Origin of the sequence: Evansella halocellulosilytica (genome assembly GCF_002335745.1) — a bacterium.
Classification (GTDB): domain Bacteria; phylum Bacillota; class Bacilli; order Bacillales; family Salisediminibacteriaceae; genus Bacillus_CA; species Bacillus_CA halocellulosilytica.
In genome coordinates this window covers 4240118-4260188 of record NZ_NIST01000001.1, presented here as the reverse complement: position 1 = coordinate 4260188, position 20071 = coordinate 4240118, and the positions used below count along the sequence as shown (strand labels likewise).

20 protein-coding genes and 1 other annotated feature (1 of these 21 only partly in view) are annotated in these 20071 nt (G+C 37.4%); of the genes, 17 read left to right on the top strand and 3 right to left on the bottom strand.

The window, feature by feature from the left end; all coding sequences use genetic code 11:
• Positions 1-248: 248 nt before the first annotated feature.
• Positions 249-1157: a diacylglycerol/lipid kinase family protein gene (locus CD001_RS20250; protein WP_096189408.1), complete on the bottom strand. Its 909-nt coding sequence runs from the start codon at positions 1155-1157 to the stop codon at positions 249-251.
• A 205-nt stretch (positions 1158-1362) separates the two neighbouring features.
• Between CD001_RS20250 and CD001_RS20245 the strand changes: the two genes are divergently transcribed.
• The 8 genes from CD001_RS20245 (at position 1363) to fabF (ending at position 7893) form a co-directional block, all read left to right on the top strand.
• On the top strand, positions 1363-1542 hold the full coding sequence (locus CD001_RS20245) for a YjzC family protein (protein WP_096189407.1): 180 nt from the start codon (positions 1363-1365) through the stop codon (positions 1540-1542).
• Positions 1543-1750: 208 nt separating this feature from the next.
• A complete protein-coding gene (locus tag CD001_RS20240) occupies positions 1751-2506 on the top strand; it encodes a hypothetical protein (RefSeq protein ID WP_096189406.1) in 756 nt (251 codons plus the stop codon).
• 515 nt (positions 2507-3021) lie between these two features.
• On the top strand, positions 3022-3180 hold the full coding sequence (locus CD001_RS26560) for a hypothetical protein (protein WP_179298832.1): 159 nt from the start codon (positions 3022-3024) through the stop codon (positions 3178-3180).
• Between the two features lie 162 nt (positions 3181-3342).
• Positions 3343-4302 carry a BMP family ABC transporter substrate-binding protein gene (locus CD001_RS20235; RefSeq protein ID WP_096189405.1) on the top strand — a complete coding sequence of 320 codons (960 nt, stop codon included), beginning with the start codon at positions 3343-3345 and terminating at the stop codon, positions 4300-4302.
• Between the two features lie 116 nt (positions 4303-4418).
• Positions 4419-4742, top strand: coding sequence for a hypothetical protein (locus tag CD001_RS20230; RefSeq protein ID WP_257009878.1), 324 nt, complete (start codon positions 4419-4421; stop codon positions 4740-4742).
• A gap of 105 nt (positions 4743-4847) precedes the next feature.
• Positions 4848-5168, top strand: a complete 321-nt coding sequence (locus CD001_RS20225; RefSeq protein ID WP_257009877.1) for a penicillin-binding protein — start codon at positions 4848-4850, stop codon at positions 5166-5168.
• A gap of 505 nt (positions 5169-5673) precedes the next feature.
• A complete protein-coding gene (locus CD001_RS20220) occupies positions 5674-6606 on the top strand; it encodes a beta-ketoacyl-ACP synthase III (RefSeq protein WP_096189404.1) in 933 nt (310 codons plus the stop codon).
• 48 nt (positions 6607-6654) lie between these two features.
• Complete coding sequence (gene fabF / locus CD001_RS20215; protein ID WP_096189403.1) at positions 6655-7893, top strand: beta-ketoacyl-ACP synthase II; 1239 nt, start codon at positions 6655-6657, stop codon at positions 7891-7893.
• Between the two features lie 670 nt (positions 7894-8563).
• Here fabF and CD001_RS20210 read toward each other — a convergent pair.
• Positions 8564-9637, bottom strand: a complete 1074-nt coding sequence (locus CD001_RS20210; protein ID WP_257009876.1) for an LCP family protein — start codon at positions 9635-9637, stop codon at positions 8564-8566.
• A gap of 425 nt (positions 9638-10062) precedes the next feature.
• On the opposite strand from CD001_RS20210, the gene CD001_RS20205 reads away from it, so the two are divergent.
• The 9 genes from CD001_RS20205 (at position 10063) to CD001_RS20165 (ending at position 18243) form a co-directional block, all read left to right on the top strand.
• Complete coding sequence (locus CD001_RS20205) at positions 10063-11025, top strand: ABC transporter ATP-binding protein (protein ID WP_096189402.1); 963 nt, start codon at positions 10063-10065, stop codon at positions 11023-11025.
• Positions 11006-11791, top strand: a complete 786-nt coding sequence (locus CD001_RS20200) for an ABC transporter permease (RefSeq protein ID WP_096189401.1) — start codon at positions 11006-11008, stop codon at positions 11789-11791. Before CD001_RS20205 ends, CD001_RS20200 begins: the two co-directional genes overlap by 20 nt.
• Positions 11792-11875: 84 nt before the next feature.
• Entirely contained in the window at positions 11876-12697 is an 822-nt protein-coding gene (liaF, locus tag CD001_RS20195) for a cell wall-active antibiotics response protein LiaF (RefSeq protein WP_096189400.1), read from the top strand.
• Positions 12690-13853 (top strand): sensor histidine kinase, encoded by a 1164-nt coding sequence (locus CD001_RS20190; protein ID WP_096189398.1) that lies wholly within the window; start codon positions 12690-12692, stop codon positions 13851-13853. Before liaF ends, CD001_RS20190 begins: the two co-directional genes overlap by 8 nt.
• A gap of 3 nt (positions 13854-13856) precedes the next feature.
• Positions 13857-14483 (top strand): response regulator transcription factor, encoded by a 627-nt coding sequence (locus CD001_RS20185; protein ID WP_096190695.1) that lies wholly within the window; start codon positions 13857-13859, stop codon positions 14481-14483.
• A 198-nt stretch (positions 14484-14681) separates the two neighbouring features.
• Positions 14682-15506 carry a DUF2268 domain-containing protein gene (locus CD001_RS20180; protein ID WP_096189397.1) on the top strand — a complete coding sequence of 275 codons (825 nt, stop codon included), beginning with the start codon at positions 14682-14684 and terminating at the stop codon, positions 15504-15506.
• Positions 15507-15623: 117 nt separating this feature from the next.
• On the top strand, positions 15624-15830 hold the full coding sequence (locus CD001_RS20175) for a hypothetical protein (protein WP_096189395.1): 207 nt from the start codon (positions 15624-15626) through the stop codon (positions 15828-15830).
• An 87-nt stretch (positions 15831-15917) separates the two neighbouring features.
• The gene (locus CD001_RS20170) at positions 15918-16670 is read left to right on the top strand and encodes a DUF3603 family protein (RefSeq protein ID WP_096189394.1); all 753 of its coding nucleotides are present in this window, start codon (positions 15918-15920) and stop codon (positions 16668-16670) included.
• A gap of 343 nt (positions 16671-17013) precedes the next feature.
• Positions 17014-18243, top strand: a complete 1230-nt coding sequence (locus tag CD001_RS20165) for an IS4 family transposase (RefSeq protein ID WP_096189393.1) — start codon at positions 17014-17016, stop codon at positions 18241-18243.
• A 506-nt stretch (positions 18244-18749) separates the two neighbouring features.
• Here CD001_RS20165 and trpS read toward each other — a convergent pair.
• Positions 18750-19742, bottom strand: coding sequence for a tryptophan--tRNA ligase (trpS, locus tag CD001_RS20160; protein WP_096189391.1), 993 nt, complete (start codon positions 19740-19742; stop codon positions 18750-18752).
• Between the two features lie 106 nt (positions 19743-19848).
• Positions 19849-20071 (bottom strand) — a binding site (T-box leader) (it continues 78 nt past the right edge of the window).

Sequence of the window (20071 nt, the reverse complement as noted above, 5' to 3'; positions counted from 1 at the left end):
GAATGCAAACGAAGTGCAGCACGAGTAGATGTCGCACTTGTGCTTTGGAGTGAAAGCGTCCGCCTATAGCGATTTCGAATTCTATATGATTATGAAAAGGGATATCCTCAAAAAACTTTTGACACGGACCAAATTAAATAAGGTACCTTAAGGGACTCTGGTGGTAAAGTGCCCTTATAGGGCGAAATTAAAACCGCCCGTTTTACGGGCGGATACTTATTTTTTATGCATAATGAACTCTGATCACATTATGGTTCATTCTGGCTATTTGTAAAAACATTTATAAACTGAGGCAGTACTTGAAAGTCATACTGTTTAATACTCGATTTATCTCCATCAAGGTTAATGTTAATATGTTGAGGTATCGTAAAAGAAGCCGACTCAACCTTTAAATGTTGAATGACCGTTTGTTTTAATGGTAAGTGGAGCATTTTATTGACTAATGCAATAAAGAAAGAAAAGCGATTTACGTTTTTGCAAATGATGAGGTGAAAGCAGCCATCGTTATCATCACTTTGATGAATAAGACGTTCAAATGGACCGACACCATTTCCTTTCATAATTAAAAATAATGAGAGGTCCTCAAAAGGATGTTTATGTTTCACCGTCTTAACAGAAATTGAATCCGCTTGTTTAGTCGTGAAAAATGTTTTGAAAAAATAAAGAATGTATGCAAACTCACCTAAATAAGATTTAAGGAATGGGGATGTTTCATACGTAATATCTGATAACCACCCTGCTGATGCAATATTTGCAAAATATTTATCACCGAATTTTCCGATATCAATCGTTCGAATTGATTTTTTAGCAATAATAGACAAAGCTCGATCGATTTTGGAAGGTATTTTAAGGAACTGAGCAAATTCGTTACTAGTTCCAAATGGGATAATGCCAATTGGTGGCCGGTATCTTTCAGCGGCAATTGTTTGAATGGTAAAGTTAATCGTCCCGTCGCCGCCAACTATGAAAATTGCATTAAATTTTTTACGGCACGCATTTCTGATTACTGGGTCATAACCACTAAAAGTGACTAATTGATGAATAGTTAAGTGATAACCAAACTTTGATAATGCTTCCTTTATGAAAGGAAATGTTTTGTGGTTCTTTTTTCGCCCAGAAGCGGGATTGTAGACGATTAAAGCTCGATTTTTATCCATAAAAACCTCATTTGTTGTTTGTATTTATCAAGTAATATTTATTTTTCACTATTAATAAATAGCCATACGTATATTTTCCTAATTGCGCGATAAGAAACGACTCGATGCATCGTTTCTTAAGCGGTGCCAAAGCAGCTCAAATCATTCATATTTTCAAGTAACTAAGGGAAACATAACGGTGAATTTGAGAAAAAGAGGTGAAAATATGGGGCAGCGGAGACAATTTAAGTCTGGCGCGAAAGCACCAAATAATGGTATTTATGTTGAAATTGGTGAATCGGGGAGCACTGTAAATGACCCGAGGCAAATAAAGTTAAAGGCAGGAGATACTTTCCCTGAAACATCGAATGAAAATCGAATTTGGACTTACAAGCGTAAACCTTGATGCAATGAAAAAATAGCCGCAGTGAATGAAACATTCAACTGCGGTGTTTTTGGTGTTATGAGAATGTGATTAAGTAAATAAAGTGAGGTAAACGAGGTGCAATAAAAATTAAACGGACCATTTTATGTTTGATAAAGAACAGGTTTATCTTTACTTGTATATCATAAATAATGGGAGCTTATATAACATGTTAGTGGAGAGGTTATCGATGGCTATTTATAAACGACATTTTCAAATTGAGGATGAAGAATGTCTGATCCATTTACCGACGAGACCAAATGGGTTTGCGATATTCATTTTAGGTGATCGTCAGCACTTCGTAAAAAATGGAACAAGCTATTGGCAGCAAAATTTCGAACGGCACAGCTTACTCAACATGCTCCTCGACGAAGGCTATACTATTTTCTATTCAAATCAACAAGGAATCCATTGGGGAAATGATCAATCTACATTACTTTCAGAACGAGCTATTCAACATGTCTTAAAAACGGAAATTTTAAATCCTTCGATTCATGTTTTTGCAGAAGGGATGGGGGCATTAATCGCGATGAAGCTCCTTAAACGAGGATATTTAAATTTACGCTCGGCGATCTTCATAAATCCATGTTTACATTTATTTCGGCAATATGAAGAGGAGAAGTCGAATAAATTTTTTTATAAGAAATTTATTCAGGAAATGACAAAGGCATATGAAATAGATGACAATAAAGTAGAAGATGTCCTACTTGTACAAAAAGATATTTACGAACAATGCTGCGGAAACATCCCTCTTCGAATGTATCAAGTTATTTATCAAGCACCTTATACACCTGAAGCCCATATTCGCCCATTTATTGAAGAGAAGAAAAATAAATTTCAGTCGCTTGATACGACATTTTACATGCCAGGGAAAACGATTGATCAGTTTTTACAAAGCTTTTTAAAATTTTTAAAGAAACATGAAACCTTTACGAACTTGAAATAATTGAAATTCAAGGAGCATAGGCAAATATAAAAACAGTTTAGTCACGAGGCTGCCCCAAAGTGTCAGCCTCTTTTTTAACATTAATTTTAATTTACTTGCTCGAATCGCATATGGCGGACGCTTTCACTCCAGAGCACAAGTGCGACATCTACTCGTGCTGCACTTCGTTTGCATTCGTAGTATCTTCCTTCTTTGCCGCGGGCAAGACTTCAGCCTCCTCACAAGCTACCAATAGACCTAAAAATCATAGGATAGGAAGGCCGTTGGGGCTTTTTTAGTTTACAAAAAATACCCTTTTTAAGGAAGAAAAGAGGCCGACATTCAGATCATCACACTTAATCAGTGCTCTTTTGAGACAGCTACTTTTTCTGTTTTGTCTCCTCGTTGCATGTAAAGAGTGTTGTAGATCGGCGGGAGCCTTGCGCTTTTCTTAAAATTTTCGACAAACAGTTATTAAATACTTGTCAACCCACTAACTCTTTGACATGATATCTAATAGAAAAGGAGGATTCAATTTGAAGCTTGTTTATGGAGTAGTGATATTTTCAGCAATGACGGTAGTCTCATACGTAGCATTGTCACAATTAACGCAATTACATACAGGTGTATTATTAGTTGGCTCATTTTTTATTGGTGGCTTAAGTGAGTGGTATTTTTACCGGAGAAAAAGATAGCTGATCAATATCATCATCGTTATTTTTTAAGAAAAAAGGAATGGACGTTGTTCGTGTCGAAATGTTTTACAAAGGTTTGTTAGTATGTGCAAAGTAAAAGACATGTATGAAAAATATCGGACATAAAATGATAGAAAAAAGTAGAGGAGCGTGTCAGCAAGAATGAAACAGTGGTGGTCTTGGATGATCCTCCTACTCATCATAGTTGCTGGGTGTGCTGAAGGGGATAGAAATGAGTTAAATAAAGTGGGGCTGCTCGTTTCCCACCCAGTTGATGACCAAGGCTGGAACAGTAAAGCATATCAAGGAATGTTAAATATTCAATCGAATTTAGAGGCAGAAGTTTATATTAAAGAAGATGTGAAAACATTGTCATCAATTACAGAAGCTGTCGAAGAATTTAGTGACCAAGGTGTTAGCCTTATTTTCGGTCATGGTATTTTGTTTGCAGAACATTTTATGGACTTGAAATCAGAATATCCGGATATTCATTTTGTTAGTTTTAATGGGGAAGTTTCGGGAGAAAACATTACGAGTTTACATTTTGAAGGGTATGCAATGGGATATTTTGCAGGAATGATTTCGAGTAAAATGTCCTCAACGAACAAGCTCGGGATTATTGCTGCATTCCCATATCAGCCCGAGGTAGACGGTTTTAAAGATGGAGCGGCATTTGATAATAGTGAAGTAGAAGTTGAAGTGGAATTTGTTGAAAGCTGGGTTAATACAGAAAAAGCGATTGATTATTTCTATAAATTAAAAGAAGAAGGTGTCGATGTTTTTTATCCTGCAGGTGATGGATATCATGTTCCTGTAGTTGAAGAAATAAAAAATGAAGGCTTATATGCGATTGGATACGTTGGCGATCACATTGACCTTGGCGAATCAACCGTTTTAACAAGTACTGTACAGCATGTTGAAAAGTTATATGAGTATGTAGCGCAAACTTATGAAGCCGGAGATCTTCATACTGGCAATCTTTATTATGATTTTAGTGATGGTGTGATAACATTAGGGGAATTCAGCCCTGAAATACCTCATGAAATCATTGAATGGATTGAAGATTATGTTGAAAGATACATTGAGACGGGCGAACTTCCACATGAAGTGAAAACGTCTTAAAATATAAAGCTTGATATGTTATCGATCTAATATTAAAGCAAATGATTAATTTCGTTTGCTTTTTTATTTCGGAACATTCATGATGAGACATAAGTATATTTGAGGAGGTATTTACCTTGGCAGAAAGACCGAAAGCATTAGAAAAAATGGCGAAAAGAGTCATTGAAGGATATGAAGCCGTTCATAATAAACAATATGACGAAGCAAGAGAAACGTTAGAACCGATACTTCCTTTTTTACACCAGGAGGAACGTCCTAATGTTAAGTTTTTATCATATTTAGCAATTGCCCAAATCGGGTCTAAAAAAATTGATGAATTTTTACAAACATATGAAGAACTTCAAAAGTTTAATGGGAAAAATGAAAAAGAAGAACGGTTAAAATCACGTGTTGATGAACTGTTTGTCGAGTTGATGGAATCATTAAATGAAAAAAGCTAGTCAAATGGAGTGAGACAGGCGCACAGAAAGGAATGTCCTCATATGCTAATAAGGAAAATCAGTTTATGAATGATTTGACTTACAGATAAAGGAGGTCATTTTGCATTGTCACACTCTCCTATGTATTATTCGCATTGGATGAGAAATCAAAGCGGAACTTCTAGTCATCACGGGGCAGGACCACATGGGCATGACCAAAGGTTTTTCCCATTTATCCCTTTTTTAGGTGGTTTAGCAGTTGGTTCAGTATTAACTGGTGCTTTTACTCGTCCTCCTTATGGCTACCAGCCTCCGTATTATTATAATCCATCATTTGGACCTTCCTACGGTCCTCAGTATGGTCCTCAGTACGGACCTAGTTATGGTCAAAGCTTCGGCCCATCATATGGTCCTCATTATGGGTCCCAGTATGGACCACAATATTAAAGGTGATTCTATTTGAAAGGCGACTGTCTTAAAAAGCCTCTCAATGAACGAAACATCAATCGTCATCATTGAATTTGGCGATTGGTGTTTCGTTTTTTTTTATCCTCTAGTGGCCGATGTTCGTAAAGTGCCCCTCGTTAAAATTCATCTTTTTTAAAGTTTCAAGTTGATAGTGAAAAACCATGAGTCGCCGGAGGGAAAAGCAAGAGGTGAAGGTCCATCGGGGGACCTTGATTAGCTGAAGCCTTGCCCGCAGCGAAGAAGACTCTACGAATGCAAACGATGTGTAGCACGAGTAGATGTCGCACGTGTACTTTGGAATGCAAGCGAGTCTTATTTGCTCAATCATCCCCTCATAAGGAAGACCTAGCACAATTCACCGGTAGCTTGCGCCTGACACTTTTGCATATAAAATCAAAAAATGTGAGCGTTGCATTTTTTTTAGTACTAGGTCATAATAATAACTATAAATATCATCTATTACATGGATGGAGGAGGAATAGGGATGCCAGCTGGAATTATAGGATTAGGTACTTATGTTCCTGAGACAGTTATTACTAACAAAGAATTAGAGAAAAAAATAGATACATCAGATGAATGGATTCGAACGCGTACTGGAATAAAAGAGAGAAGGATTGCGTCAGATGAAGTGAATACTTCACATATGGCTTATGAGGCATCGGTTGAGGCGATCAAAGATGCTGATATCTCTGCTGAGGATATTGATTTAATTTTAGTTGCGACAGTAACCCCAGACCGTCCATTTCCTTCAGTATCTACTATGCTTCAACATCAATTAGGGGCAACGAAAGCAGGAGCGATGGATGTTGGCGCAGCTTGTGCTGGCTTTATTTATGGAATCGTTACTGCCAAACAATTTATTGAAACAGGTGCTTATAAAAATATCCTCGTGATTGGTGTGGAGAAGCTTTCCAAAGTTGTTGACTGGAAAGATCGTAACACAGCAGTACTATTCGGTGACGGAGCAGGAGCAGTCGTTATTGGACCGGTTTCAGAAGGAAGAGGGATTCTTTCCTTTGAATTAGGTGCTGACGGAAGCGGTGGAGAGCATATAAAACAAGAAGAGTTTATTCAGATGAATGGTAGAGAAGTATTTAAATTTGCAGTAAGACAGATGGGGGAATCCTCCATGAATGTTGTTGAAAAAGCGGGGTTAACGAAAGAAGATGTAAATTTCTTAATTCCCCATCAAGCAAATATTCGAATTATGGAATCAGCCCGTCAGCGATTAGAACTGCCTGAAGAAAAAATGTCAAAAACAGTTGATCGCTATGGAAACACTTCATCAGCGTCGATTCCACTTTCATTAAAGTATGACGTCAATCGTGGTAAAATAAAAGAAGATGATCTAATCGTTCTCGTAGGATTCGGAGCAGGGCTCGTTTGGGGGTCAGTCGCGATTAGGTGGGGCCGTTAGGTCGAAAACGATATGAACTATTGGATATTTGAAAGGAGAAATCTTGACATGGAAAATAAGCGTGTCGTCGTAACAGGTGTAGGAGCAGTGACACCTTTAGCAAATGATTTACAAAGTACATGGGAGAGACTCGTTAACGGAGAATCTGGTATTGATAAAGTAACCAAGTTTGAGGAAGGACAATTTCCTACGGACGTTGCTGCGGAAGTAAAAGAATTTGATCCAGGTTCATTTATGGATCCAAAAGATGCACGAAAAATGGACCGCTTTACTCAATTTGCAGTTGCTAGCTCATTAATGGCAGTGAAAGATGCAAACTTAACAATCGATGATTCTAATGCTGATCGTATAGGTGTTTGGATTGGGTCAGGTATAGGCGGAATGGAAACGTATGAAAAACAATTTCGATTATATGAAAAACGTGGATATCGCCGAGTTAGTCCATTTTTTGTACCGATGATGATACCAGATATGGCATCTGGACAAGTATCAATTACATTAGGAGCAAAAGGTGTGAATTCTTGTACTGTCACAGCATGTGCATCAGGTGCAAACTCAATTGGAGATGCGTTTAAAGTTATCCAGCGTGGAGATGCTGACATTATGATTACTGGTGGTGCAGAAGCACCAATTACGGAAATGGCATTTGCCGGATTCAGTTCTGCGCGAGCGATGTCAACGAACCCAGATCCAGCAACGGCAAGTCGTCCATTTGATAAAGATCGTGACGGCTTTGTTATGGGTGAAGGCTCTGGAATACTAATATTAGAATCACTTGAATCTGCAAAAGCACGAGGTGCACATATTTATGCAGAAATAGTTGGTTATGGTTCAACGGGAGATGCTTACCATGTAACTGCTCCTGCTCCAGAAGGGGAGGGCGCAGTCCGGGCGATGAAGCAAGCTTTACAAGATGCAGACTTGAATCCGAATGAAGTAACTTACTTAAATGCACATGGTACAAGTACAGAATATAATGATAAATATGAAACACTGGCAGCCAAAAATGTCTTTGGTGAACATGCACATAAGTTAGCAATTAGTTCAACAAAATCGATGACTGGACATTTATTAGGTGCGGCAGGTGCTGTCGAAGCCATCTTTTCAGTAAAAGCGATTGAAGATAGCGTGATTCCGCCGACAATCAATATTAAAAACTTGGATCCTGAATGTGACCTCGATTATGTACAAAATGAAGCAAGAAAACAAGGTGTCAATGCGGTAATGAGTAATTCTTTAGGTTTTGGTGGGCATAACGTTGCATTAGTTTTTAAAAAATACAAATAATGTATACGACAATTTAACCTGAATCCGTGATGAAATAAATTGTACTTTGTAAGAACCTTAATAATCTTTCATTTAACATAATTGGATAATTGCTCGAATCCGTTACTGGTGGACGCTTTCCGCGGGCACGGCCTCAGCCTCCTCGACGCAAAAAACGCGTCTGCGGGGTCTTCAGCTCGCGCTGTTCCCGCTGGAGTCGCCACCATTCACTTCTTCGAGTAAACAGAAAATTCTAAATTAAATAGCCTGAATTTTGTTAGAATTAGAATAGGAACTATTATTTAGTACAAACTCTTGTTCACCAAGAGGGCTTTATGATGAAATTCATATCCGACCATAAACAATGATGATGTCATTAAATCTTATCTCGGAATTCTTAGTCAAAGTAAGAATGATATTGATTATGTAGAACCATTTAGACAAGATCCATTTTTAGATCGTGCATTAGATAGAAAAAATGTCCCATCCAGTCCAAGACTAAGTGCAGCACGAGTAGATGTCGCACTTGTGCTCTGGAGTGCAAGCGACTGTTTTTTGAACAATCAGCCCCAATATAAATACCTGACAAATAAGAAATAGCCCTCACTAAAACGGTGAAGGCCCCTCTATTTTACTGGGTTTTGTCCCAGCCACTCATTAATGAATATATCCTTTTTTAAAACGAATTTTATCAGTTTTCGGTTGACCCTTCGAATGAATCATCATACTCACCTGTTTCTGATTCAGATGGAAAGTCCGCATTATCAGGATTTTCTTCAAGGTTGTTATCTACATATTCACCTAATAAAAATTGGTGAAGTTCCTGCCTGTTTTGTTCTTTATTTATCTCTAATACTGCACCAGCATGAGGATAGTACTCGTCATAAAAACTTCCTTCGACTGGTAATGTCATCGTTTCAATTTCATCCACCGAGTTTAAGAAAAAGTCACGACCGTAGCTTAACATTTTTTGAGTACTGACATTTGTTTGAATATACGGTTCTATCGATCCGAGTACTTGAGGAATCCGTCGAACACCGCTTAAGCTCATAAGTTCCTCTTTTAAGATTGTCATCATTTGCTGCTGTCTTCTAACTCTCCCAAAGTCATTTTCATGGTCACTTCGGAAGCGGACATATTTTAATGCATCTTCACCATCCATTATTTGTAATCCGGGATAAAAATCGATTACCATCGAACCAGAGTTGTTTTCATAATACATTCTGCTTTCCACATCTACCTCAATGCCCTCTGGTGCTAACGTATCGATAACTCGTGTAAATCCATCAAAGTCAACTTGTGCAAAGTAATGGATATCGATTCCAAAATTTTCATCAATTGTTTGACGAAGCAGTTCAAGTCCACCTAAAGAATAAGAAGCATTAATTTTATTGTCGCCGTGACCAGGAATGGTGACATACATATCTCTCATAAATGAAACGAGACGCGCTTCCCCTTCACTTGGATGATATTGTGCGAGCATGATCGTATCGGTTCGTGCGTAATCTTCCTCATCATCTAAGCCGACTAGAAGTACATTTATGTAATCTAATTCATCATCAGATGCATGAAACTCAATCTCTTCATCATCTTCAATAGATTTGCCACTTTCTTCTAGGTCACTTATTGATTCCTGACGTGCTTGTTCATATTCATTTTTAGCGATTACTACTGTGATTAATCCTCCTAAAATCCCACCTAATATGACAAGGAGGAAAATCTTTTTCCCCATTGAAGACCGTTTCTTCGATTGTTTTTTCGTCATTTTTTGTCACCCTCATCTATTCACTATTGCGATTATAACAAAAGTAGGAAAATGTTTCATTCTACAATTATAAAAATACGACGACGTAGGAGAAAAAGTTCAGTCGAGCGATTGAGAAAAGAACAGTCTCTTGTCGGTTAAATGATCAATAAAGTAAGAGTTATGATGTTAGTAGGTTAAATAATGAGGAGGAACACCGATGAAGAAATTCAATATATTCTTTTCAACTACTTTATTTTTAAATTGTTCGATTAAGATGAAGTATGAACATTGTCGGATCCCGACTAAATCGTTGACGTTGTAAGAAAATACAGTATTCTAATATCAGTCGAAAGACGGAGAGAAGACCGATCTTCCGACTGTTTTCAGAAATGGATGAAAGAAATATGATGAATGAAGAAATCGTTTCTTGAGGAGGCAAAAGGATGGGAACAATCTTTGAGATTAAAAATGTCTCGAAAACATATAAAAAAGGAAAAGTGCAAGCAAATAGTCAAATATCATTTACGATCGAAAAAGGAGAAATTCTTGGGTTATTAGGTCCGAATGGAGCTGGGAAGTCCACGCTTATCAAACAAGTAGTTGCTCATGTAAGCCCGTCCGAAGGAGAAGTACTTTACAGGGGGAGCCCGGTGGAAAAACAAAGCCGCAAAGTAAGCCAAGAAGTATCCTATTATTCTCAAGATCCTGCATCATTAACGAGTATTAAAGTGAAAGAAGCTTTTTACTATACGGCAAGACTTCGTGGGATGAAGAGAGCTGCAGCGAAAGAAGAAACAAAAAAGTATATTGAAAAGCTTGAGTTATTTGAAGTCGAGAACAAATTGTTAAAAAGAATCTCAGGTGGACAAAAAAGGCTAGTCGGGATCGGAATGACACTTATTGGGTCTGCCCCTGTCTTGATTTTTGATGAGCCTACAAATGAACTTGATCCGAAGAAAAGGCGGCTAGTATGGGATTTAATTCAAGAAAAGAATCGAGAAGGAGCAACGATTATCTTAGTTACTCATAATATTTTGGAAGCAGAACAAGTTGTAGATCGTGTTGCTGTTATTAATCACGGAAAGCTACTAGCTATTGATTCGGTGGCGAAACTAAAAAAAGAAGTTGACCAGCGATTAAAACTGGAATTAACGATCGACCCGTTAAAACAAGAAGAGGTGATCCGTGAGATACACAACTGGGGAACGGTTGTCCCTCATACAGAGCATCGGCACCGAGTATTAATTGAAAAGCAACAAGCATCACATATTTTAACGATATTAAACGAAGGGGCTATGCCCGGAATTGAATCTTATTCACTTACACCCCCGAGCTTAGAAGATGTATATTTTCATATTGATAATGATTTGAAGGAGGAGGACGCGTATGCAACTGTCGGAAGCTGACATTTATGAAACTTCACGTTTGAAACAATTTTCTATCGAAGCTTGGACGTTATTTCGAATCCAATTGTCGATCATACGAGAACAGTGGCCGTTTATTTTAATCTTAGCATCGCTCTTTCCATTTACGACCCTTATGTTTTTGCATTTTTTTACTGTGAGTCCAACTGATGAAATGGTCATTCGGATTATAACAGGAAATATGTTGTTTGCTCTTCTTATTATGGGGATCACGTTTTTGGCTCAAGATATCTCTTGGCAAAAACATCAAGGACATTTTACGTTTTATGCGTCATTGCCGATTGCAAAAATGAATTTTGTTTTAGCAAACTTGTTAAGAGGCGGATTAATGAGTTTCCCTTCTTTCATTATTCTAGCCTTTGTTGGTCAATGGGCTTACGGTGTACAATTTCATTTTAGTATTGGCTTAATTCCTATTATTATCTTAACAATCATGAGTGTTGTAGGAGTAGGAGTTTTCCTAGGGTTCTGGTCACCTAATATGCAGTTGACGAATATGCTCGTCCAAGTATTAATGATGTTTATTGGTTTCATGTCACCGGTAATGGTCGATATGTCACAGCTTCCAGTCATTTTACAATGGATATCCTATATTTTTCCGACAACTTATGCTGCTGAGGCGTTAAGAGACCTTCTATCTGTCGGCTGGACGAACGCTGTTACGATGAATACACTTATTCTAATAGGTTTTACGGTCATTTCATTTATCCTTATTATGAAAAAAATTGATTGGCGAATGGAAAGCTAAACGATACAATAGAGATGGAAGGAAAAAAGTAGGAGGTTGACTTGCCTCCTATTATTCTTCTCTATCATAAAGGAGAATCTTGAAATGAAGAACATTATCGGCATATTAATCTTAACAACCGGAATTGTATTCTTACTATCAAATACAGGTGTTCTTAATACAGAGGCAGCTAGTATTATCACCACATTTTGGCCGGTCTTTATTATTCTTATTGGCTTGAAAGTTTTATTTGAAGGATTCATTTATTTTATTCATAGTTTACGTCGGGACAAATGGCATATCGGTAAAATGATCTGGGGAAGCATTATTCTCGCTATCGGTGTCATTATTTTAGGAAATAATGCAGGGTGGTTTGATTATGGTTTTCGAGAACTTTTTCATATCTTATGGCCGTTACTAATTGTTTACATTGGTGTTTCTATTCTTTTTAACAGAAAAACTGAAATTGTCGTTCAAACCAGAAATAAAGGCAAAAAGCAAACTAATTTTTTTGAAAATGAAACGAGTAATAAGAAAGGTTCGTATCGAAAGAGTCAAATGAATCATAAACAATTTATCGGTGATATACAGCTCGGAAAACAGGCTTGGGAACTTGATGGTGCTGACATTTCGATGGGTATCGGCAGTATAGACATCGACTTAACAACAGCCGTTTTAAAAGATGGTGAAAATGTGATTGATATAGATGGCTGGATTGGATCGATTGAAATTTTAGTACCGAGGGATATGGCTGTAAAAGCATTTGTAGATGTGCGAATTGGCGAGGTCACGCTTTTTGATGATACATATTCAGGGACGAGCCGCAAAGCAACATATACAAGTCCAAACTTTCATGATGCAGAGAAGCAGGTCGTTTTACATGTCAATCTAAATGTAGGGGATGTGGAGGTTTTAACCATTGATTAAACAAGGAAAAGATTTGTCTAACAAATGGTTGAAACGGAAAAAACAAAGGAGTAAAAAACTAAAAGGAATACTTTGGGACCTTCTTCGGATACAATTTAATATTACGTTGACAGCATCCATTATTTTGATCATTTCGTTTTTTATTCTTCAAAGCTTCATTAATACGAGTAACGAGATAGAAGGATCTTCCAGTACTTTAGCGCTTATTGCTCTTTTGACGGACCCGTTTCTCATGATTTCGATTATTGGTGTTTTTTTCCTTATCTTTTTAGTAACAAGCTGGTTTTACATGTATTCTTACGGCTCTTCGTTGAAACGAGCCATTACTCACATCATCCATCAGTTAAAGCAATTTCAACGAGGGTCGTTTCGCCAGCGTCTGCAACTTGAAAGAGATGACGAAGTAAATGAATTATCTGAGCAGATTAACGATTTAACAAAAGATGTTGAACAGCAAATTCGATCAATGAGACGTGTCCTAAACGAAAACGCAACCTTAATTTCTGAAGCAGAAAAGGCTGCGAGTTTAGAAGAAAGAAGAAAGTTGGCACGTGACCTTCATGATGCAGTAAGTCAAGAATTATTTGCTGTGTCTATGTCTTTAGGCGCAATGCCGAAAATAGTAGAAGGAGATCCCAGCAAAGCGAAAAAGCTATTTCAACAAACGGAAAAAATGGTCCTCCACGCTCAACAAGAACTCAGAGCTTTAATCATGCATTTACGCCCAGTCACGTTAGAAGGGAATGGGTTATCACATGCACTTGAAACGCTTCTCGAAGAACTAAAACGAAAACATCCGCATTTGAACGTAAATTGGACATTGGAGGATTTGTCAAAGCTTGAGCCAGGTGTTGAAGAGCAGTTGTTTCGTGTGATTCAAGAAGGAATTTCGAATGCATTACGTCATGCAAACCCTAATACATTAACATTAAAAGCGATACGAAAAACAGAACAGCTTTTACTCATTTTGGAAGATGACGGTGTTGGATTTGATATGGAAGCGATGAATCATAATATGAGGATGAGCTACGGACTTGCTTCAATGGAAGAAAGGGTAGTCGAGCTTGGTGGACATTTTTCTATTATATCTTTTCCACAAAAGGGGACGAAACTAGAATTTCGTATTCCTTTAACGGAAGGCCAAACGGGGGAATGAATGATGGGAGAGAAAATTAAAGTTCTTGTCGTAGATGACCATCAAATGGTCAGAATGGGACTTATCACCTATTTAACAGTGGAGGATGATCTTGACGTAGTAGGCGAGGCTTCTGATGGGAAAGAGGCGATACAAAAGGCAATTGAGCTTCAACCTGATGTCATATTGATGGATTTATTAATGGATGGGATGGACGGTATTGAAGCAACTAAGCAACTTCAAAACGAAAATAAGATGAAAATTATCGTGTTGACAAGTTATTTAGATGATGAAATGTTGTTTCCAGTCATTGAAGCAGGCGCATTCAGTTATATTTTAAAAACGTCAAGTGCTAACGAAATTGCTGATGCTATTCGAAAAGCACATAAAGGGGAGCCTACGTTCCAAGGACAAGTTACCCAAAAAATGCTGCACAGAATGAATTCAGCAAAAAAACATGAGACGTTAACGAATCGGGAAAGGGAAGTGCTAGCTCTCATCGGAAAAGGAATGTCGAACAAAGAAATAGCTGAAACCCTTTATATCGGAATTAAAACAGTAAAAACGCATGTAAGTCATATTTTTGCTAAGTTAGAGCTTGAAGACCGAACGCAAGCTGCAATCTACGCAAACAAGCACCATTTAACTTAATAATAAAGTACATAAAATTGAACTGTCTCACAATTGGCTTGAGACAGTTTTTATATATATTAAGGCAACTGTAAAACTAAGGAACTTTCGACAGAGTACACTTCCACGTTCAACGTGAGCGATCTTTCTCTTCTTAGCATAGTATATGATTAGAATGATACCTTGAACTAGAGAACGCGTTGACAAGGGGAGGAAAGTATGGCTTTTATACAAACGACAAAATGGATTCTACTCATGACTGAACAGCAACAGCGACAATCAGATCAACTGCCACCTTTTTCTAAATTAATGAAGCATATTCCAGAGTGGACAGAGGAAGGATGGCTCGAGTTTTTATATCGGAACGGACTTAAACCATTACATTCAATGACAAAAAAAGATGTAGCTATTTGGTATAGAAAACTCGCAATTCCTCAAATTGAGAAGCACTTTAAGCAACTATGTCAAACATTTTCTGGACCGGATGTGGATATATTTATTTTTCCAATCGACCAGAATAACACCTGGCTGATGAAAAATTTAAAAGGGAAAAATGGGCTGTCATTTCCGAATTTTATTCTTTTATTTATCGGTGAACATCTAACGCTAAATGAAAAGCTTGCCTTATTGACTCATGAATATCACCACGTATGCAGACTTCATCATCAAAAAAATTCAGAGGCAACCGTCTCTTTATTAGAATCCATGATCATGGAAGGACTTGCGGAAAATGAAGTGAAAAGAATGGTTGGTAAACAGTATTTAGCGCCTTGGACGAAAGTCTATACAATTGAAGAAGTGAAACATTGGTGGAGGTACTTACTTTCAAATAAAAAAGATGTAATAGGGAGAAATAATCATCAAATTTATATGTTTGGCGAGAAGTTTGGAATCCCAAAATGGATCGGTTATGCTGCAGGGTATGAAATCGTGAAGTCTTACGTTGAACAAAATAACAAAAAAGCTGATCCTCAAACACTACTGAAAATAAAAGCTAATGAACTGTTTCAACGGTCAACACTAGTGAAGCTTGATGTAATATAACGAAAAAACAAAGCTTATTTTCTGTGAAAAGGTCTTTTTTTCTACGTACCACTCATACATTTAAAATAGGACAGGCTGATGTTTAGATAAGGAAGGAGGAAGGGGGAGGAACGATCTATGGTTCGTTTTGTATTTCTATTTATCGGTTTTGGTCTAGCTGTCATCGGAGGAGTAAGTTTAGTCGCATATTTAAATTTATTAACTGTCGGATATACGGTTATTGAATATTTATTATTTCTTTTAGGTCGAATTGAATTTTACGTTTTTATTATCGGCTTGTTAATTGTGTGGGGAATGTTATATCTCCCCATTCGGATGAAATGAATTCATTTCTTAAAAAAACTGTGGAATAAATTGGTTTTCACCTGCCCATACTGTTCATAAAATGAATCGTATAAAGGAGTTGAGCTCATGCTCCATATGCGCGATGTATGGGTGAATTGGTTTGAAGGTGAAGAAAACGGATACAACGTTTGTGAGTTTTTTGAATGGCGAAAGGAAGACAAAATTGAATTAGTTGATCAATTAGCCGTCATTAAAATTTCAGAGGAACTATTTCATTATATTGAAAATACGCTTTTAGAGCTTCCGGAAGAATTGTTAGCAGACGTTTATAAACAAAGCTACGTACGAAGAAAAAGTCAGCGTGTTGAAATGGAATATTGTTTTTTAGCAACGGATGGAAATAAGGCGATCATTGTTGATACGATTGGTTATCATACTCCGATAAGAAAAAGCAGAATGGTGCCAAGACAGGAAGAGCAGCTGCATCAATTAGTTGCTTCTGAACCGGTAAGAGACTATTATATGGACTATTTAGATAGCCAAAAGCAATACCATATTCTCTCTCCTGACCCGTTATTAATGAAAGGACTTATTCGAAAAGAAAGGCAATTAAAGCAGCTTCTTTTTATGGCGTTAGACCAACTATATAAAGAAGCAGGAACCCCTGAAATTCGCTATTGGTACACGGAATGGGCACCTGATAAATATTTGCAAATTCAGCAAATGAGTTTTGAAGAAGCGTGGAAGGGCTTATATGAAGAAATCAAAGATGGCTGGTCACAAAAGCATGAAGATTATTGTTTTACGATGATTAAAGGACAGCCTTTCTTTGAAAAACTTTGGGAAATACAGGCGGGCGAAGGAAGGAAAGTTCAATAAATTGGACTAGTACATAAGCTCGTATTAAATTGTCCAGTGAAAAAGTTCCCCATAAGTGAGGGTTAACTTGATTTATTAAAGAGCCTATTGAACACCAAAAAATATTTAGGTACAAAAAGACGAGGCTGACACTTTTGGGACAGCCTCTCTTTCTTTTATCGTTTAGGAAACTACACTAGCGTTGCATAAAATAAAATTCAATTTGTCAAGTTATTAGCGCCATGTAATTAAATGGGATTTATGGCAATTTCAAGTCTTTATGGATGCAAAAAAACTCCTTATAATTAGGTGGACAACGAAGATAGGTAGTTCTGTCCAAATCCTAATAATAAGGAGCTCAACCATGGACAAGAATACCATAAAAACAGTTTTAAAGGAATATATCCACCCGATTAATGAAAAAGTTTTTTCTACAATGGTGGATCATATGGAATTAGATAAATATACGAAAAAGCTCGATTGTCTCACATTCACAAAGGTATTTATCTATGCCCAATTGCTTCAAATAGATAGCCTTAAAAAAATTAGTTTCAAGGTAAAGCATAAAAAAAGATTGCAACGAGAACTAGGGTTAAAAAGTATTAGTAAATCACAACTTTCGAGAAAACTTTCAGACCTCCCACCAGAAATCTTCCAGGCTGTTATGCACCATCTGGTTCAACAGATTCACCAGGAATATGGGAAGAAAAAAGGAGATCAATTATTAAAAAAAATTCATCTCATTGATTCTTCGACCCTCTCTTTAACAATCAGCCAATATCGATGGGCAGATTTCCGAGAAACCAAAGCTGGCGTGAAAATTCATTCTCGTGTGGTTTTTCATGATGGAGAAACCGCTCCAGGTGAGATCATTGTCACCTCTGCAAGACCGGCAGATCTCACGCAATTGGATAACTTAATGGTGATAGAAAAAGATGCACTCCACGTCTTTGACCGAGGTTACTTTAGCTACTCAAAATTTGACTACTACTGTAGTAAGAACATTCGATTTTGTACACGAATAAAGGACAACACAGTCATTAAAGTGATTGAAGAGCTTCCCGTTGATCCATCTTCTGATATTGATCGTGAAGCTGTGGTCAAACTAGGAAATATGAAGTACCCACTCAGGTTAATTGAAACAAAAGATAGCCAAGGGAATCCTATTGAAATCATTATTAATGATGCAAAAATGATTGCACAGGAAGTTAGTGACCTTTATCGAAATAGATGGCAAATTGAATTGTTCTTCAAATGGATGAAGCAACACCTCGTATTGAAAAAGTGTTATGGGAAGAGCAGAAATGCTGTGTACAACCAAATCTTTATAGCAATAATCACTTTCTGCTTAACTTTGTTAATGAAGAAAAGCGTGTCGTTTAAAGGTACTCTCCTAGAAATGATTGAATTCATAGGTGAGTACTGGTGGAGAAGCTTCTCCGTATTCATAAAGGAGCTATTTCGAAAACCAGATCGAACGACAGCTGGTAGACAGAAGCTTGATCATGAGAAAGTTTTTCAAGAAACCGTGAAACAATTCGAACAAGAAGAGATTGAACATTTGAATGATTTAACATATGACCCTATCATCTAAAAACATTTGGTAAAAAGTGGATAAGGACTACCTTCGTAAGCCCCCCTTATCCTTTTGACTCTTTACCTCCAAAATGCTATAAACTGAATATTCGGAATAACCATAAAAAGGAATATTATGGATGGCTTAACCAGCCGTTTTATGGTTGACATTATAAGAAAATTTTAATGCAACGCTAGTGAGGAAACTATAGATTTAGATCTTGTGGATAAGTTCTCGAAATAGTTGTTACGTCTAGATCAGCGACGAGCGTTTACATCACGAGCTTTCATACGGATGTGGTGGCTTCGGCGTTCTCGTAGGACGCGGGGCGTTTAGCCGAAGATCTGATCTAGCGGTTGTCTCGACGGACAGGACGTCCTAATGCCGGGCATGCCACAGGACGTGGCGTATTGCCCGGTTGACGGATACTCTACAAAGCTCTACTAGAAGAGGAAGAGACAAGGCGCTTGCGCTTTTGTTCTTGACTTCACAACTTAACAGAATCAAAAGAATCCTTTTATGTGTTACCTTTTTTTCCTGCCAAGCCCCATCGCTCTTTCAGCTTTTGCTAACATTTTTTTGGCATCCCGATTAGCCTTTTCTGCCCCTTGATCTAAAATACGATCAAGTTCTTCGGATTCAATTAACTCAAAATAACGTTCTTGAATTGGTTTTAAACTGTTAATAACAGCATGGGCGACATCTTCTTTAAATTCCCCATATCCTTTGCCAGCATACTTTTCTTCTAATGATTCAATCGCTTCTCCTGTACATAATGAATAAATGGAAAGAAGGTTTGCTACGCCTGGCTTATTCTCTTTGTCAAAACGTACCTCATTCTCTGAATCAGTGACGGCACTTTTGATTTTCTTTAAAATTTGTTTTTCATCATCGAGCATTGAGATAAAACTTTTCTGATTCGGATTCGATTTACTCATTTTTTTCGATGGATCATTTAATGACATGATTCTAGCACCGACTCTAGGGATTTTTACTTCTGGTATTGTAAAAATGTCATTATATTTACTATTAAAACGTTCAGCTAAATTACGAGTCAATTCTAAATGCTGCTTCTGGTCTTCCCCGACAGGGACGATATCTGTTTTATACAGGAGAATATCTGCTGCCATTAATGGTGGATAAGTTAATAATGAAGATGAAACACCTTCTTTACCTGCAGATTTATCTTTAAATTGTGTCATTCTTTCTAATTCCCCGATATAACTGACACATTGCATCATCCATCCTAACTGTGCGTGGGCGGGGACTTCAGACTGGATAAACAAAGTCGACTTATGAGGATCAATACCGACTGCTAAATATAAAGCAGCTAAGCTTCTAATATTTTTACGCAGTTGAAGACGGTCTTGCGGCACAGTAATAGCATGTTGATCGACAATACAGAAATAACAGCTATTTTCCTCTTGAAGCTCAACAAAATGTTTCATTGCCCCTAAGTAATTACCTAATGTTAGTGTTCCGCTTGGCTGAATGCCAGAAAAAATGGTTTTCATCATTTCACTACCTTTCTTGATTTAAATATGACATGGTGATGCTCATATCTTCTCAAATAACCAACACTTTCTTAATATAAGCATATAAAAAAGCCCATTCATCCCGAAATATAGGGACGAATGGACCGCGTTGCCACCCTGATTATTCCTTTAAAAAAGTTGTTTATAATAGCGAAAACACTCTATTTTTATAAACCGACTTTAAAGAAATCACTCAACATCCTCACCAAATTAACATAGTAAGGGGCCTCAAGATATCGTATGAGGAAAACGTCATCGCCTACTTAGTCAGGCTGTTCGGGATAATGGCTCAAAAGCCCATTCCTACTCGC

Excerpts from the sequence above, each read along its gene's own strand:
- CD001_RS20250 (WP_096189408.1), bottom strand. The coding sequence starts at position 1,157 with ATGGATAAAAATCGAGCTTTAATCGTCTACAATCCCGCTTCTGGGCGA.
- CD001_RS20245 (WP_096189407.1), top strand. The coding sequence starts at position 1,363 with ATGGGGCAGCGGAGACAATTTAAGTCTGGCGCGAAAGCACCAAATAAT.
- CD001_RS20240 (WP_096189406.1), top strand. The coding sequence starts at position 1,751 with ATGGCTATTTATAAACGACATTTTCAAATTGAGGATGAAGAATGTCTG.
- CD001_RS20235 (WP_096189405.1), top strand. The coding sequence starts at position 3,343 with ATGAAACAGTGGTGGTCTTGGATGATCCTCCTACTCATCATAGTTGCT.
- CD001_RS20220 (WP_096189404.1), top strand. The coding sequence starts at position 5,674 with ATGCCAGCTGGAATTATAGGATTAGGTACTTATGTTCCTGAGACAGTT.
- fabF (WP_096189403.1), top strand. The coding sequence starts at position 6,655 with ATGGAAAATAAGCGTGTCGTCGTAACAGGTGTAGGAGCAGTGACACCT.
- CD001_RS20210 (WP_257009876.1), bottom strand. The coding sequence starts at position 9,637 with ATGACGAAAAAACAATCGAAGAAACGGTCTTCAATGGGGAAAAAGATT.
- CD001_RS20205 (WP_096189402.1), top strand. The coding sequence starts at position 10,063 with ATGGGAACAATCTTTGAGATTAAAAATGTCTCGAAAACATATAAAAAA.
- CD001_RS20200 (WP_096189401.1), top strand. The coding sequence starts at position 11,006 with ATGCAACTGTCGGAAGCTGACATTTATGAAACTTCACGTTTGAAACAA.
- liaF (WP_096189400.1), top strand. The coding sequence starts at position 11,876 with ATGAAGAACATTATCGGCATATTAATCTTAACAACCGGAATTGTATTC.
- CD001_RS20185 (WP_096190695.1), top strand. The coding sequence starts at position 13,857 with ATGGGAGAGAAAATTAAAGTTCTTGTCGTAGATGACCATCAAATGGTC.
- CD001_RS20180 (WP_096189397.1), top strand. The coding sequence starts at position 14,682 with ATGGCTTTTATACAAACGACAAAATGGATTCTACTCATGACTGAACAG.
- CD001_RS20175 (WP_096189395.1), top strand. The coding sequence starts at position 15,624 with ATGGTTCGTTTTGTATTTCTATTTATCGGTTTTGGTCTAGCTGTCATC.
- CD001_RS20170 (WP_096189394.1), top strand. The coding sequence starts at position 15,918 with ATGCTCCATATGCGCGATGTATGGGTGAATTGGTTTGAAGGTGAAGAA.
- CD001_RS20165 (WP_096189393.1), top strand. The coding sequence starts at position 17,014 with ATGGACAAGAATACCATAAAAACAGTTTTAAAGGAATATATCCACCCG.
- trpS (WP_096189391.1), bottom strand. The coding sequence starts at position 19,742 with ATGATGAAAACCATTTTTTCTGGCATTCAGCCAAGCGGAACACTAACA.